We start from the raw sequence: 14988 nt of genomic DNA on the forward strand, positions 1-14988 counted from the left end.
CGTCAACGGTAAGGGGGTGGGGATCACCCGGCAAGACGGGGCGTCCGGGCGGACCCCCGGTCAGGGCCCGCCCCGGGGGCCGGCCGGGTGCTCCCCGCGTCCCGGCGGTCACCCGGCGCCCGCACCTCTCCTTGACGGATGGCAGGTCACCGCCCCGGAGCCGCCGTGGAGGACCGGGCGATCAGCTCCGACGGCACCATCGCGATCCCGTCCGCGGGTGCCTCCTCCCGTCCCATCGCCAGCCGCCCGGCCCATGCCCCCGCCTCGTGCAACGGCAGCCGTACCGTCGTCAGCGCGGGCACCACATCGACCGAGAAGGGCAGATCGTCGAAGCCCGCGACCGATACGTCCCCGGGAATGCGCAGGCCCTGCTCACGCAGCGCCGCGCACGCGCCCAGCGCCACTGTGTCGTTCGCGGCCACGATCGCGGTCAGGGAGGGCTCCCTGCGCAGCAGTTCCAGAGTGGCGTCGTAACCGGCGCCGCGGTCGTACGGGCCATGGACGGTCAACCGGTCCTGGTCCATGTCGTCCACCAGACCCGCATCGGCCAGCGCCGCACGGTGGCCTTCCAGCCGGTGGCGGGTGGTGGTGCGTTCGACGGGGCCCGCGACATAGCCGATCCGGCGGTGGCCCAGTGACAGCAGATGCTCGGTGAGGCGCTGTCCGCCACCCCGGTTGTCGAAGGTCAGCGTGGTGGTGGCGGACTCGCTGCCGGGCAGCGGTGGCCGGCCGCACAGCACCACCCGGGTGCCCGCGTCGGCCAGCCTCACCAGTTTGGCCGAGACCGCGGCGGTGTGCGCCGGGTCCTCGATCGCGCCGCCGGTCAGCACGACCGCCGCGGCGCGCTGGCGCTGGAGCAGGGTGAGATAGGTCAGTTCGCGCTCCGGGGAGCCGCCGGTGTTGCAGACCACGGCCAGCTTCTCGCCGCCGCCCCGCCCGGTGCCCTCCTGGCCGCCGATCTCGGACTGCGCCGCGCCGGCCATGATCCCGAAGAAGGGGTCGGCGATGTCGTTGACCAGGATCCCGACCAGGTCGGACGTGGCGGCCGCCAGTGAACTGGCAGGTCCGTTCAGCACGTAGTCCAGGTCGTTCACCGCCCGCAGCACCCGCTCCCTGGTGGAAGCGGCAACGGGGTAGTTGCCGTTGAGCACACGGGACACCGTCGCCGGGGAGACCCGGGCACGGGCCGCCACATCCGCGAGGGTCGTTGTCATCTCTGCCTCCGTGACACTTCACTGCGCGGTCCGGCCGCGCTTCCTGGCTGTGCTCTCGACCGTGCTGCGGCAGGGGCCCCTTGTCGGGGCCGGTCAGCGCAGGTTAGCTTCATAGCGCGTAGAAAGCGCTTGCTATCGCCGCTTGGAGGAACTTCGTGACGCGTAAGACAGTGCGGATCGCCATGAACGGCGTGACCGGCCGGATGGGATACCGGCAGCACCTGGTCCGTTCCCTCCTCGCGCTGCGCGAGCAGGGCGGCCTCGACCTGGGCGACGGCACGGAGTTGTGGCCCGAGATCGTGCTGGTCGGCCGCCGGGAGCACGCGCTGAGGACGATCGCCGCCCGGCACGGTCTCGAGCACTGGTCCACCGACCTGGACGCGGTACTCGCCGACCCGGCCGTCGGGATCTACTTCGACGCGCAGGTCACGTCGGCCCGTGAGGAAGCGCTGCGGAAGGCGATCGCGGCCGGCAAGCACGTCTACACCGAGAAGCCGACCGCCACCGGCCTGGCCGGCGCCCTGGAGCTGGCCAGGCTCGCGCAGGCCGCGGGGATCAAGCACGGCGTGGTCCAGGACAAGCTGTTCCTGCCGGGCCTGCTGAAGCTCAAGCGCCTCATCGACGGGGGGTTCTTCGGGCGGATCCTGTCCGTGCGGGGGGAGTTCGGCTACTGGGTCTTCGAGGGCGACTGGCAGGACGCCCAGCGCCCCTCGTGGAACTACCGCGCACAGGACGGCGGCGGCATCGTCGTCGACATGTTCCCGCACTGGGAGTACGTCCTGCACGAACTCTTCGGCCGGGTCACCTCCGTGCAGGCGCTCACCGCCACCCACATCCCGCAGCGCTGGGACGAGCGGCACAAGCCCTACGACGCCACCGCCGACGACGCCGCCTACGGCGTCTTCCAGCTCGAGGGCGGCGTGGTCGCGCAGATCAACTCCTCCTGGGCGGTGCGGGTCAACCGCGACGAACTGGTCGAGTTCCAGGTCGACGGCACCGAAGGCTCGGCTGTCGCCGGTCTGCGCAACTGCCGTATCCAGCACCGAGGTTCTACCCCGAAGCCGGTCTGGAACCCGGACCTGCCCGCCGCCCACTCGTTCCGCGACCAGTGGCAGGAGGTCCCGGACAACCGTGACTTCGACAACGGCTTCAAGGTCCAGTGGGAGCTCTTCCTGCGCCATGTGGCGCTCGACGAGCCCTACCAGTGGGACCTGCTGGCCGGGGCGCGCGGAGTGCAGCTCGCGGAGCTGGGGCTCGCGTCCTCAGCCGAGGGCCGCCGTCTCGACGTTCCGGAGCTCTCGCTGTGACGATTCTGCTCCCGCGGGCCGGCGGCGGCACGTATCGCTACACCCCGCGCACCGAGCCCGCGGTGCTCGCTCCCGGCGGCGCTCCGCTCACCTCCCGCACGGTCTTCTCGGCCGCGCACGTCGTCGCCGATCCCTGGGCGGACGTCTCGCCGGATTCCCCGGCCGCCGTGGACTGGGAGGCCACACTGGCGTTCCGCCGCCATCTCTGGTCGCACGGTCTCGGCGTGGCCGAGGCGATGGACACCGCCCAGCGCGGTATGGGCCTCGACTGGAACGGCGCAGCCGAGCTGATCCGCCGGTCCGCGGCCGAGGCCGCATCGGTCGGCGGAGCCATCGCCTGCGGCGTCGGCACCGATCAGCTCGGTCCGGGCCCGGCGGCCCTGCACGAGGTCGTCGAGGCGTACGAGGCCCAGCTGGCCCTGGTCGAGGAGACCGGAGCTCAGGCGATCCTGATGGCCTCGAGAGCGCTCGCGGCGGCCGCGAAGAGCCCCGACGACTATCTGGAGGTCTACGGCCACCTGCTGCGGCAGTGCGCCGAACCGGTCGTCCTGCACTGGCTCGGCCCGATGTTCGACCCGGCGCTGGACGGCTACTGGGGCTCGTCCGGCCTCGACACCGCGACCGAGACCTTCCTGCAGGTCATCGCGGCCCACCCGGGCAAGGTGGACGGCATCAAGGTGTCGCTGCTCGACGCGGAGCGGGAAGTGGATCTCCGCCGCCGCCTCCCCGACGGGGTGCGCTGCTACACCGGGGACGACTTCCACTACCCGGAGCTGATCGAGGGCGACGAACACGGATTCAGCCACGCCCTGCTCGGCATCTTCGATCCGCTGGGCCCGCTCGCCGCCGCCGCGGTCCGGGTGCTGGACAGCGGTGACCGCGCAGGCTTCCGGGACATGCTCGATCCCACCGTCGAGCTGTCCCGCCATCTCTTCCAGCGGCCGACCCGTTTCTACAAGACCGGTGTCGTCCTGCTCGCCTGGCTCGCGGGCCACCAGTCGCACTTCACCATGGCCGGCGGCCTGCAGTCGGCCCGCTCGCTGCCGCACATCTCCCGGGCCTACGAACTGGCCGACCGGCTCGGCCTGTTCCCGGATCCGGCGCTGGCCCAGGCCCGGATGACCTCGCTTCTGCATGTGTACGGAGTCCAGCAGTGACCCAGGACCTCTCACGCCTCAGCATCAACCAGATGACCGTGAAGCAGCTCTCCCTGCCCGAACTGGTCGATGCCTGCCTGGACATGGGGATTCCCGGCGTCGGCCTCTGGCGGGAGCCGGTGCGGCAGTACGGCCTCGCGGCCGCCGCGAAGCTGGTGCGGGAAGCGGGTCTTGCCGTCACCACGCTCTGCCGGGGTGGATTCCTGACCGCGGCAGACCCGGCCGAGCGGGCCGCCGCGCTGGCGGACAACCGCGCGGCCGTCGACGAGGCGGCGACGCTCGGCACGGACACGCTGGTGCTGGTCTCGGGCGGCCTTCCGGCCGGCTCGAAGGACCTGCACGGGGCGCGGGAGCGGATCGCGGACGCACTGGCCGAACTGGGTCCGTACGCGGCCGGGCACGGGGTCCGGCTGGCGCTCGAACCACTGCACCCCATGTTCGCCGCCGACCGCTGTGTGATCTCGACCCTCGGCCAGGCCCTCGATCTGGCCGAACGTTTCCCGGCCGGGCAGGTGGGCGTGGCCGTCGACACCTACCACGTCTGGTGGGACGACCGGGCTCCCGCCCAGATCGCCCGGGCGGGAGAGAACCAGGGATGCCAGGGCGCGGCCCCGGCATCCGGCGGCGGGCCCGCGGCCGGGCGGATCCACACCTTCCAGGTGGCGGACTGGACGACTCCGCTGCCGGCCGGGGTGCTGAACGGACGCGGCCAGATCGGCGACGGTGCGATCGACCTGCGGCGATGGCGCGAACTGGTGGACGCCGCCGGCTATCGCGGCCCGATCGAGGTGGAGCTGTTCAACGAGGCCCTGTGGGAGCGCGAAGGTGTGGCGGTGCTGCGCGAAACCGCGGAGAGGTTCGCACGATTCGTCGTCCGGTGAGGCGCGATCGCACCCCTCCGCGCTCTCCGCGGGGAGCGCGGACGGGACCCGTGAAAATTACTGCCCGCAGCCGTACAACCCTTTCCGGGTGAGCGCAGTCGTACATGTCATCAGGGCTTCAAGGGGGACGGATCCGGGGGGAAACGGGGAGCTCTGACTCTGGGGGAGGGGAATGCGTTGGGGGTCCGGTCCACGACCGGACTCCCTCGCCATGCCGGGCCGGCACCCGCCGGGGGGCGGCGCGTCCGCGCGGCATCCGACCGAGTGCCGTGCGGCCGAGCAGTGTCAGAAGAAGACCCCGCACCGCAGCAGTACGTTCGCGTACGGCGTGGCCTCACCCGTCCGTACGATCAGACGCGCCCCCGCGGACAGCGACTTCAGCTCCTCGTGCGGGACCAGCTCCAGGCCGGGGAAGTGCCCGCGCAACAGCCCCGCCGCGGCCGGATTCGCCTCACGTACCTCATCGGCGGCTGTCGCGCCCTCCACGACCAGCTCCGCCAGCAGCCCGTCGAGCACCTCGTCGAAGGAGGGCACCCCGGCCCGGAACGCCAGATCGACCAACCGGGGCCCGCTGGGCACCGGCATTCCCGCGTCGCAGACCAGCACCCCGTCGCCGTGGCCCAGTTCGGCCAGCGCTCCGGAGAGCTGCCGGTTCAGAATTCCGGTCCTCTTCACGGTGCTACGACCTCCTCGGCGGTGGGGTACGACTCCTGCGCCCCGGTCCCGGTGACCGCGGTGGCACCCACCCGCGCGGCGTAGCCCGCCGCCTCCACGAGACCTTCGCCCAGGCCCAGACGCCAGGCCAGCGCGGCGGTGAAGGCGTCACCCGCGCCGGTCGTGTCCACCGCTTCGACCCGGGGGCTCGGCACCCGGGTGACCACATCCGTACGGCGGTCGGCGACCAGGGCGCCCTCCGCACCCAGGGTGATCACCACCGAGCGCGGGCCGAGCCCGATGAGGGTCCGTGCCCAGCCCTCCGGGCCGGATCCCGCGGTGTCTCCGATCAGGACCCGGGCCTCGTGCTCGTTGACCACCAGCGGATCGCAGGCGGCCAGCACCTCGGGGGGCAGCGGCGCCGGAGGCGAGGGGTTCAGGACGAACCGGGTGCCTTCCGGGCGGGTACGGACCACCTCGGCCACCGTCTCCAGTGGGATCTCCAACTGCGCCGACACCACCCGGGCCGCCGCGATCAGGCCGCCCGCCGCCCGGATGTCCCCGGGGGTGAGCAGGGCGTTGGCACCCGGCGAGACCACGATGCTGTTGTCGCCCGAAGGATCAACGGTGATCAGTGCGACCCCGGTGGGCGCACCGCCGGCCAGCACACCGGAGGTGTCCACGCCGGCCGCGCGCTGCGCCTCGGTCAGCAGCCGTCCGTGGGCGTCGTCCCCGACCCTGGCGAGCAGCGCGCTGCGCGCGCCGAGCCGGGCGGCGGCCACCGCCTGGTTGGCCCCCTTGCCGCCGGGGTGAACGGCAAGATCGGAGCCGAGCACGGTCTCGCCGGCCGAGGGACGGCGTTCGACGCCGACCACCAGATCGGCGTTGGCCGACCCTACGACCAGCAGGTCGTAGTCGTACATGTGTGTCCTGCTTTCCGAGGGCCGCTCGAGGCGGCCGGGGGGGCGGCCCGGGGGATGGCCGAAGGGTGCGGTCGGGCGGGTCAGGAGAAGTCGGCGACGTTCTTCTTGGTGACGACCTTGACCGGCACCTTCACCGCCTTCGGAACCTTCTTGCCCTGTGCGGCGGCAACCGCGTTGCGCACGGCGAGCCTGCCGAGCTCCGCCGGCTGCTGGGCGACCGACGCGTAGAGCGTGCCGGCCCGGACCGCCTTGAACCCGTCGGGGGTCCCGTCGAAACCGACCACCGAGACGGAATTGCCGGCCTTGCTGCCCAGTGCCTTGATCGCACCGAGGGCCATCTCGTCGTTCGCGGCGAAGACCCCGGTAACCCCGTGGTGCGCCTGCAGCATGTTGGTCATCACGTCGAGGCCCTTGGTGCGGTCGAAGTCCGCGGGCTGGCTCGCGACCACCGTGATGTCCGGATAGGCCTTGATGCCTTCGGCGAAGCCCTGTTCGCGCTCACGGCCGGCCGAGGTGCCCGCGGTGCCCTGCAGTTCGACGATCCGGCCCTTGCCGCCGAGCTTCCCGGCCAGTGTCTTCGCGGCGAGCTTGCCGCCAGCGATGTTGTCGGAGGCGACCAGGGTCGCCACATCAGCCTTGTTGACGCCCCGGTCGGCGGCGATCACCGGGATGTGCGCCGTGTTGGCGGACCGGACCGAGGGGCCCGCCGCGTCGGAGTCCACCGGGTTGATGATGATGGACTTGACGCCCGAACTGGTGAAGTTCTGTATCTGGTTGGCCTGCTGGGACGCGTCGTTCTGGGCGTCGGTCGCGGTGAAACCGACATCCTCGGCCTTGGCCTCCTGCTGGGCACCCGCCTTCATCTGGACGAAGAAGGGGTTGTTCATGGTGGACAGGGAGAGACCGACCTTGAGCCTGGTGCCCGACGAACCCGAATTGAAGAAGGACACACCGGCCGCCACAGCAGCCACACAGACCACGGCGATCGAGATCTTCACGGCTTGCGGGCCCTTGCGGCCCGGCCCGCCGGCGCCGGCCGCAGCCGTCGGGCCGGTACCCGACCCGGCGCGCCGGCGCAGCGTGTCCAGCAGCACCGCCAGCGCGATGACCACACCGATCACGACCTGCTGCCAGAAGGCGGACACCGAGAGGAGGTTCAGGCCGTTCCGCAGCACGGCGAGGATCAGGGCGCCGATCAGGGTGCCGGACGCCTTGCCGACACCGCCGGAGAGGCTGGCGCCCCCGATGACGACCGCCGCGATCGCGTCGAGTTCGTACCCCTGAGCGGCCTGCGGCTGGGCGGAGGAGAGCCGTGAGGCGAGGACGATGCCCGCGGCAGCGGCGAAGAGGCCGGAGAGCGCGTAGATCACGAGCTTCTGCCGCTTGACCCGCAGACCGGAGAGCCGGGCCGCTTCCTCGTTGCCGCCGATCGCGTACATCGAACGCCCGATGTAGGTACGGGACAGCACCAGGGCGGTGATCAGCCCCATCACGATCATCACGATGACCGGGACCGGAAGCCAGCCGCCGAGCGTGTCGCCGAGCGAGGAGACCGAGCCGGGAAAGGCGATGGGGGAGCCCTGCGAGATGACCAGCGAGAGGCCGCGGCCGATCGAGAGCATGGCCAGCGTCGCGATGAACGGCGGGAGTTTGCCGTACGAGACGAGCATGCCGTTGACCAGACCGCAGGCGACACCCGTACCGATGGCGAGGACCACGGCGAGCCACACCGGCAGCCCCTCGGAGGTCGCCGTCCAGGCCAGCACGGTCGCCGACAGCGCGGCCACCGAACCGACCGAGAGGTCGATGCCCGCCGACACGATCACAAAGGTGACACCGAACGCCAGGATCGCCGTCACGGCGGCCTGTACCCCGACGTTCAGCAGGTTCTGCGTGGTGAGGAAGTCGCCGGACAGCAGCGACATCGCCACCACCAGGACCACCAGGGCGCTGAGTGCGCCGTTGTCGAGCAGGATGCGGCGGACCGCGGAGGCGCCACGCGCGCCCGTTGTGCTCAGATGCGTGTCAGCGGTCACGACGGGCCTCTGCTTCCTTCGTTCCGGTGTGAGGGGTGGAGGGGGCCGCGGTGGTGACGGCGAGCGCCATCACCGCGTCCTGGGTGGCTTCGGCAGCGGCGAGTTCGCCGGCGATCCGGCCATGGGCCATCACCAGCACCCGGTCGCTCATCCCGAGCACCTCGGGCAGATCGCTGGAGATCATCAGCACCGCGTGACCGGACGCTGTCAGCTCGTTGATCAGCTGATAGATCTCGACCTTGGCGCCGACGTCGATACCGCGGGTCGGCTCGTCGAGGATCAGCACCCTGGTGTCGGCGAGCAGCCATTTGCCGATGACGACCTTCTGCTGGTTGCCGCCGGACAGGGTGCGTACGTGCTGGCCGAGTCCCGCCATCCGTACGCCGAGCTGCCCGGCGATCCGCGCCGCGGCGCTCTGCTGGCCCTTGAGGTCCACCAGACCGGCACGGGTGGCGGACCGCAGGGTGACCAGGCCGAGGTTCTCCTGGACCGACGCGTCCAGCACCAGGCCCTGGCCCTTGCGGTCCTCGGGCACCAGCCCGATTCCCGCGCTCATCGCGGCGCTCACATCGTGCCGGGTCAGCTGTCTGCCGATGACGTCGACGGTGCCCGAGTCATAGGGATCGGCGCCGAAGACCGCGCGGGCGACCTCGGTCCGCCCCGCGCCGACCAGACCGGCCAGGCCGACCACCTCGCCCGCCCGCACCTCGAAGCTGACGTCCTGGAAGTGACCGCCCCTGCTCAGCCCGCGCACCGAGAGCAACGGCTCACCGGCCTCGGGGCGTTCGCGGGGGAACTGCTGCTCGATGGAGCGGCCCACCATCAGCCGGACCAGTTCGGCCTCGGGGGTGGACGCGGGCACCTGGTCGATGCTGCGCCCGTCGCGCAGCACGGTGACCCGGTCACCGAGCGCGGCGATCTCCTCCAGATGGTGGGTGATGAAGATGATGCCGACGCCGTCCGAGCGCAGGCTGCGGACCAGTTCGAAGAGCTTCTCCACCTCACCCGATGTGAGCACGGCGGTCGGCTCGTCCATGATCAGGACCTCGGCCTCGAGGCTGAGCGCCTTGGCGATCTCCACCATCTGCAGCCGGGCGATGCCCAGTTCGCGCACGATGGTCCTTGGCGACACGTCGACCCCGACCCGGCGCAGCAGTTCCCCGGCGTCCGCCTCCATCCGGGCCCGGTCGATCATCCCGAAGCGCCGCGGCTGGCGGCCGAGGAAGATGTTCTCGGCGACCGTCAGATCCGGCACCAGGTTGAACTCCTGGTAGATGGTGGCGATACCGAGACGCTCGGCGTCCTGCGCACCGTGGATGCGCACTTCACGGCCACCGGCGAGGATCCGGCCGCTGTCCGGGCGGTAGGCGCCCGAGAGCATCTTGATGAGGGTGCTCTTGCCCGCACCGTTCTCGCCGAGCAGTACGTGGACCTCGCCGCGACGGAGATCGAAGTCGACGCTGTCGAGGGCGACCACGCCGGGGAAGGTCTTGCGTATGGCTTCGATACGCAGCAACTCGTCGGGGTTGCTCACCGGTTGCTCCTGTTCGTCGTGGGGGCCGCTGGGCGCGGGGGATTCGGCTCGCCGCACGAGCGTCTGATCACCAGCCGGGCGGGCAGGATCGCGGACTGCGGCTGCCTGCCCTCGAGCCGGTCGACCAGCGCCCGCACGGCGGCCCTGCCGAGTTCACCGGTCGGCTGGGCGATGGCGGTGACCGGTGGATCGGTGTGCACGAACCACGGGATGTCGTCGAAGGCCGCCAGCGCGATGTCCTCGGGGATCCGCAGACCCCGGCCGCGGATCGCGTCCATGGCCCCGAGAGCCATCAGGTTGTCGGCGGCGAACACCACGTCCGGCGGCTCGGCGAGCGAGAGGAAGCGGCCGGTCTCCCGGCGGCCGCTGTCCGCCTGGAAGTCGCCGTGCCCGATGTACGCCTCGGGAAGCGGGAGTCCGTGGTCGTGCAGCGCGTCGCGGAAGGCCTCGATGCGCTCGTTTCCGGTGGTCGTGGTGGCCGGGCCCGCGATGATGGCGAGTCTGCGGTGGCCGATGCCGTACAGATGGGCGACCAGTTCGCGGACCGCGGCGCGGCCGTCGGACCGTACGACGGGGACATCGACGCCGGGGATCCAGCGGTCGACGAACACCATCGGGGTGCCGGCCCGGACCGCGTCCAGCATCAGCGGGGAGCCGCCGTCGGTGGGGCTCACCAGCAGGCCGTCGATGCGACGGTCGAGGAGGGTGCGGACGTGGTGGTCCTGGAGGGCGGGCTGCTCGTCGGCGTTTCCGATGATGACGCTGTAGCCGTGTGCCCGGGCCTCGTCCTCCACCGAACGGGCCAGCTCGGTGAAGTAGGGGTTCATGACGTCACTGATGACCAGGCCGAGCGTACGGGTCCGGTCGGTGCGCAGCGATCTGGCGACCGCGTTGGGCCGGTAGCCCAGGGCCTCGACGGTGGCCAGAACCCGGGCTCGGGTGTCCGGGCGGACCGAGGGGTGGCCGTTCAGGGCACGGGACACCGTGGCGACGGAAACGCCGGCACCGGCTGCGACGTCCTTGATGCTCGCCATCGCAGGACCACCTCCTTGTGGGCCGCATGGAATCGATTACACGGGTGATTGGAATCGATTACACGATCGCCGGTCAAGGGGTGGCGGGGCATCCGTGACTCGATCGTGATGGGGCGGGTGCGGCCCCGGAGCCGATGCGGTCCCGGCACCGTTCCGCTACGAGTGCGGCCTCCGCCGTCGGGAAGAGGCGCGGGCGCCGCTCCTCCGTGGTGGCCTGTCGGCCCCGGGCGGTAGCGTCGCTCCATGTCCAACATGGCAGTGCTGGAAGGGGTCCTGGAACGGATCACCTACGCCAACGAGGAGAACGGCTACACCGTCGCCCGCGTCGACACCGGACGCGGGGGCGACCTGCTGACCGTCGTCGGCTCGCTGCTGGGCGCCCAGCCCGGCGAATCGCTGCGCATGGAGGGCCGCTGGGGCTCGCACTCCCAGTACGGCAAGCAGTTCACCGTGGAGAACTACACGACGATCCTCCCCGCCACCATCCAGGGCATCCGGCGCTATCTCGGCTCCGGGCTCATCAAGGGCATCGGCCCGGTGATGGCCGACCGGATCACCACGCACTTCGGCACCGACACCCTCGATGTGATCGAGCAGGAGCCCAAGCGCCTCATCGAGGTCCCCGGCCTGGGGCCCAAGCGCACGAAGATGATCGGCGCGGCCTGGGAGGAACAGAAGGCCATCAAGGAGGTGATGATCTTCCTTCAGGGGGTCGGTGTCTCCACCTCGATCGCCGTCCGCATCTACAAGAAGTACGGCGACGCCTCGATCTCCGTGGTGCGTGACGAGCCCTACCGGCTGGCCGCCGACGTCTGGGGGATCGGCTTCCTCACCGCCGACCGCATCGCCCAGGCCGTCGGCATTCCGCACGACTCACCGGAGCGGGTGAAGGCCGGGTTGCAGTACGCGCTGTCCCAGTCGACCGAGCAGGGGCACTGTTTCCTTCCCGAGGACCAGCTGATCTCCGACGCGGTGAAGCTGCTCCAGGTCGACACCGGCCTGGTCATCGAGTGTCTTGCCGAGCTGGCAGCGGAGGAGGGCGTGGTCAGGGAGCAGGTGCCGGGACCCGACGGCGGCGAGGAACGCGTCACCGCGGTCTACCTGGTCCCCTTCCACCGCGCCGAGCTCTCGCTCTCCGCGCAGCTGCTGCGATTGCTGCGCACCGACGAGGACCGGATGCCGGGCTTCCGGGACGTCGACTGGGAGAAGGCCCTGTCCTGGCTCGCGGAACGCACCGGCGCTGAACTGGCCCCCGAACAGCAGGCGGCCGTCCGGCTCGCGCTCACCGAGAAGGTCGCCGTACTGACCGGCGGCCCCGGCTGCGGGAAGTCCTTCACCGTCCGCTCGGTGGTGGAGCTGGCCCGGGCCAGGAAGGCCAAGGTCGTGCTGGCCGCCCCCACCGGACGGGCCGCCAAGCGGCTCTCCGAGCTGACCGGGGCCGACGCCTCCACCGTGCACCGCCTCCTCGAACTCAAGCCGGGGGGCGACGCGGCGTACGACAGGGACCGGCCGCTCGACGCGGATCTGGTGGTCGTCGACGAGGCGTCGATGCTCGATCTGCTGCTCGCCAACAAACTCGTCAAGGCGGTCGCGCCGGGAGCGCATCTGCTGCTGGTGGGCGATGTGGACCAGCTGCCGTCGGTCGGCGCGGGCGAGGTGCTGCGTGATCTTCTGGTGGCGTCGGGTCCGGTGCCGCGTGTGCGGCTCACCCGGATCTTCCGCCAGGCCCAGCAGTCGGGGGTGGTCACCAACGCGCACCGCATCAACTCGGGCAGTCACCCGATCACTCAGGGCCTGCCCGACTTCTTCCTCTTCGTCGAGGACGAGACCGAGGAGGCGGGAAGGCTCACGGTCGATGTGGCGGCCCGCCGGATCCCGCAGAAGTTCGGCCTGAACCCGCGCAGGGACATCCAGGTGCTGGCCCCCATGCACCGTGGCCCGGCCGGCGCCGGCACCCTCAACGCGCTGCTCCAGCAGGCGATCACCCCCGCGAGACCGGGACTGCCCGAGAAGAGATTCGGCGGGCGGGTCTTCCGGGTGGGAGACAAGGTCACGCAGATCAGAAACAACTATGACAAAGGCGCGAACGGAGTCTTCAACGGCACGGTGGGTGTGGTCACCGCGCTGGACCCGGACGATCAGAAGCTCACGGTCCTCACCGACGAGGACGAGGAAGTGCCCTACGACTTCGACGAGTTGGACGAGCTGGCGCACGCCTACGCGGTGACCATCCACCGCTCACAGGGCAGCGAATATCCGGCGGTGGTCATTCCGGTCACCACCGGGGCCTGGATGATGCTCCAGCGGAACCTGCTCTACACCGCGGTGACCCGGGCCAGGAAGCTCGTCGTCCTCGTCGGCTCCCGCAAGGCCATCGGCCAGGCGGTGCGCACGGTCTCCGCGGGCCGGCGCTTCACCGCTCTGGACCACAGGCTGGCCGGAGGGAGACCCGACGGCGTGCCGTGGGAAACGTCACCCGGGCTTTCGGAACCGGGGCGAACAGGGCAGGATGAATAGGTTGGCGGCACTGAGTGCCGTGAATTAGCCCAATGGGCGACCCCGAGTGCACTCTGCTGAGCCAAGTGGGGGATGGTAGAGACAGTCAGGGCACCTCGAAGAAGAGGACGACGTCGGTGAGGGATGACGTGAGCGACAACTCTGTAGTACTGCGGTACGGCGATGGCGAGTACACCTACCCGGTGATCGACAGCACCGTGGGCGACAAGGGCTTCGACATCGGGAAGCTCCGGGCCCAGACCGGTCTGGTTACGCTGGACAGCGGTTACGGCAATACCGCCGCCTATAAATCCGCGATCACCTACCTCGACGGCGAGCAGGGCATCCTGCGCTATCGCGGCTATCCGATCGAGCAGCTGGCCGAGCAGTCGAGCTTCCTCGAGACGGCATATCTGCTGATCAACGGCGAGCTTCCCAAGGTCGACGAGATTTCGACCTTCAAGAACGAGATCACCCAGCACACGCTGCTGCACGAGGACGTCAAGCGGTTCTTCGACGGCTTCCCCCGTGACGCGCACCCGATGGCCATGCTGTCCTCGGTGGTCAGCGCGCTGTCCACGTTCTACCAGGACAGCCACAACCCGTTCGACGAGGAGCAGCGGCACCTCTCGACGATCCGCCTGCTGGCGAAGCTGCCGACCATCGCGGCGTACGCGTACAAGAAGTCGATCGGCCACCCGTTCGTCTACCCGCGCAACGACCTCGGGTACGTGGAGAACTTCCTGCGGATGACCTTCTCGGTCCCCTCGCAGGAGTATGTACCGGACCCGGTCGTCGTCTCGGCGCTGGACAAGCTGCTGATCCTGCACGCGGACCACGAGCAGAACTGCTCGACCTCGACCGTGCGTCTGGTCGGCTCCTCGCAGGCGAACATGTTCGCGTCGATCTCGGCGGGCATCAGCGCGCTCTGGGGCCCGCTGCACGGTGGCGCCAACCAGTCGGTGCTGGAGATGCTCGAGGGCATCAAGCAGGCCGGCGGCGACGTCGACACCTTCATCCGCAAGGTGAAGAACAAGGAAGACGGCGTGAAGCTGATGGGCTTCGGGCACCGCGTCTACAAGAACTTCGACCCCCGGGCGAAGATCATCAAGGCGGCGGCGCACGATGTCCTCTCGGCGCTGGGCAAGGACGACGAGCTGCTCGACATCGCGCTGAAGCTCGAGGAGCACGCGCTGGCCGACGACTACTTCGTCGAGCGGAAGCTCTACCCGAATGTCGACTTCTACACGGGTCTGATCTACCGGGCGATGGGCTTCCCCACCGAGATGTTCACCGTGCTCTTCGCGATCGGCCGGCTGCCCGGCTGGATCGCCCAGTGGCACGAGATGATCAAGGAGCCGGGAAGCCGTATCGGCCGCCCGCGCCAGATCTACACCGGTGAGGTCCTTCGCGACTTCACGCCGGTCGAAGGCCGCTGACCCCGAGTCCCGGTCGCCGCACCGCGCGAGAGCAGGTGCACGTATCGAAAAGCGCCCCGCCGCCGATCCCCCCACGGGTCGACGTACGGGGCGCTTTCCATTCCCCGGTCGGATTCCCCCCACGGGATCCGCTCCGGGCGTCTGGGTGCGCCGAAGCACTGCTGCGCGGTCTGCCGGGGTACGCACCCGACGGGAGGGCCGCTCAAAGCTCCCCGCGGTACGTGCCCCGGCCCACGCTTGCCTGGAGCGTCCCCCAAGACACTCCGTCGGATGTCCCCCAAGACATCCATGGCATCGCTCACTTAGACACTCG

Annotated in this window: 11 protein-coding genes; 5 read left to right on the plus strand and 6 right to left on the minus strand. The window is 70.2% G+C overall.

The features are described from left to right. Window positions 1–146 precede the first annotated feature (146 nt). The gene (locus OHS16_RS20480) at window positions 147–1214 is read right to left on the minus strand and encodes a LacI family DNA-binding transcriptional regulator (protein WP_328538671.1); all 1068 of its coding nucleotides are present in this window, start codon (window positions 1212–1214) and stop codon (window positions 147–149) included. A gap of 155 nt (window positions 1215–1369) precedes the next feature. Between OHS16_RS20480 and OHS16_RS20485 the strand changes: the two genes are divergently transcribed. The 3 genes from OHS16_RS20485 to OHS16_RS20495 are packed head-to-tail and all read left to right on the plus strand — an operon-like array spanning window position 1370 to window position 4559. Continuing rightward, window positions 1370–2521: a Gfo/Idh/MocA family protein gene (locus tag OHS16_RS20485; protein WP_328538672.1), complete on the plus strand. Its 1152-nt coding sequence runs from the start codon at window positions 1370–1372 to the stop codon at window positions 2519–2521. After that, window positions 2518–3678 carry a dihydrodipicolinate synthase family protein gene (locus OHS16_RS20490; protein WP_328538673.1) on the plus strand — a complete coding sequence of 387 codons (1161 nt, stop codon included), beginning with the start codon at window positions 2518–2520 and terminating at the stop codon, window positions 3676–3678. The genes OHS16_RS20485 and OHS16_RS20490 overlap by 4 nt, the downstream gene beginning before the upstream one ends. A 32-nt stretch (window positions 3679–3710) precedes the next feature. Beyond that, window positions 3711–4559, plus strand: a complete 849-nt coding sequence (locus OHS16_RS20495) for a sugar phosphate isomerase/epimerase family protein (protein WP_328540922.1) — start codon at window positions 3711–3713, stop codon at window positions 4557–4559. 285 nt (window positions 4560–4844) lie between these two features. On the opposite strand, the gene rbsD is transcribed toward OHS16_RS20495, so the two are convergent. The 5 genes from rbsD to OHS16_RS20520 all read right to left on the minus strand — a co-directional run bounded on the left by rbsD (window position 4845) and on the right by OHS16_RS20520 (window position 10740). Next, window positions 4845–5234: a D-ribose pyranase gene (gene rbsD, locus OHS16_RS20500; RefSeq protein WP_328538674.1), complete on the minus strand. Its 390-nt coding sequence runs from the start codon at window positions 5232–5234 to the stop codon at window positions 4845–4847. Continuing rightward, entirely contained in the window at window positions 5231–6136 is a 906-nt protein-coding gene (locus OHS16_RS20505; protein ID WP_328538675.1) for a ribokinase, read from the minus strand. The genes rbsD and OHS16_RS20505 overlap by 4 nt, the downstream gene beginning before the upstream one ends. A gap of 80 nt (window positions 6137–6216) precedes the next feature. Then, window positions 6217–8172: an ABC transporter permease/substrate-binding protein gene (locus OHS16_RS20510; protein ID WP_328538676.1), complete on the minus strand. Its 1956-nt coding sequence runs from the start codon at window positions 8170–8172 to the stop codon at window positions 6217–6219. After that, window positions 8162–9706: a sugar ABC transporter ATP-binding protein gene (locus OHS16_RS20515; RefSeq protein WP_328538677.1), complete on the minus strand. Its 1545-nt coding sequence runs from the start codon at window positions 9704–9706 to the stop codon at window positions 8162–8164. Before OHS16_RS20515 ends, OHS16_RS20510 begins: the two co-directional genes overlap by 11 nt. Then, window positions 9703–10740: a LacI family DNA-binding transcriptional regulator gene (locus tag OHS16_RS20520; RefSeq protein ID WP_328538678.1), complete on the minus strand. Its 1038-nt coding sequence runs from the start codon at window positions 10738–10740 to the stop codon at window positions 9703–9705. Before OHS16_RS20520 ends, OHS16_RS20515 begins: the two co-directional genes overlap by 4 nt. A 243-nt stretch (window positions 10741–10983) precedes the next feature. Here OHS16_RS20520 and recD2 point away from each other — a divergent pair, with 243 nt between their 5' ends. Both recD2 and OHS16_RS20530 read left to right on the plus strand, forming a co-directional pair. After that, entirely contained in the window at window positions 10984–13257 is a 2274-nt protein-coding gene (recD2, locus tag OHS16_RS20525; protein WP_328538679.1) for an SF1B family DNA helicase RecD2, read from the plus strand. 128 nt (window positions 13258–13385) lie between these two features. Further along, window positions 13386–14675, plus strand: coding sequence for a citrate synthase (locus tag OHS16_RS20530; protein WP_328538680.1), 1290 nt, complete (start codon window positions 13386–13388; stop codon window positions 14673–14675). Window positions 14676–14988 lie beyond the last annotated feature (313 nt).

It is taken from the genome of Streptomyces sp. NBC_00344 (genome assembly GCF_036088315.1).
GTDB lineage: Bacteria > Actinomycetota > Actinomycetes > Streptomycetales > Streptomycetaceae > Streptomyces.

What these genes read in the sequence shown, in the direction of transcription:
- OHS16_RS20505 (WP_328538675.1), bottom strand. Translation starts at nt 6,136, where the DNA reads ATGTACGACTACGACCTGCTGGTCGTAGGGTCGGCCAACGCCGATCTG.
- recD2 (WP_328538679.1), top strand. Translation starts at nt 10,984, where the DNA reads ATGTCCAACATGGCAGTGCTGGAAGGGGTCCTGGAACGGATCACCTAC.
- OHS16_RS20520 (WP_328538678.1), bottom strand. Translation starts at nt 10,740, where the DNA reads ATGGCGAGCATCAAGGACGTCGCAGCCGGTGCCGGCGTTTCCGTCGCC.
- OHS16_RS20495 (WP_328540922.1), top strand. Translation starts at nt 3,711, where the DNA reads ATGACCGTGAAGCAGCTCTCCCTGCCCGAACTGGTCGATGCCTGCCTG.
- OHS16_RS20480 (WP_328538671.1), bottom strand. Translation starts at nt 1,214, where the DNA reads ATGACAACGACCCTCGCGGATGTGGCGGCCCGTGCCCGGGTCTCCCCG.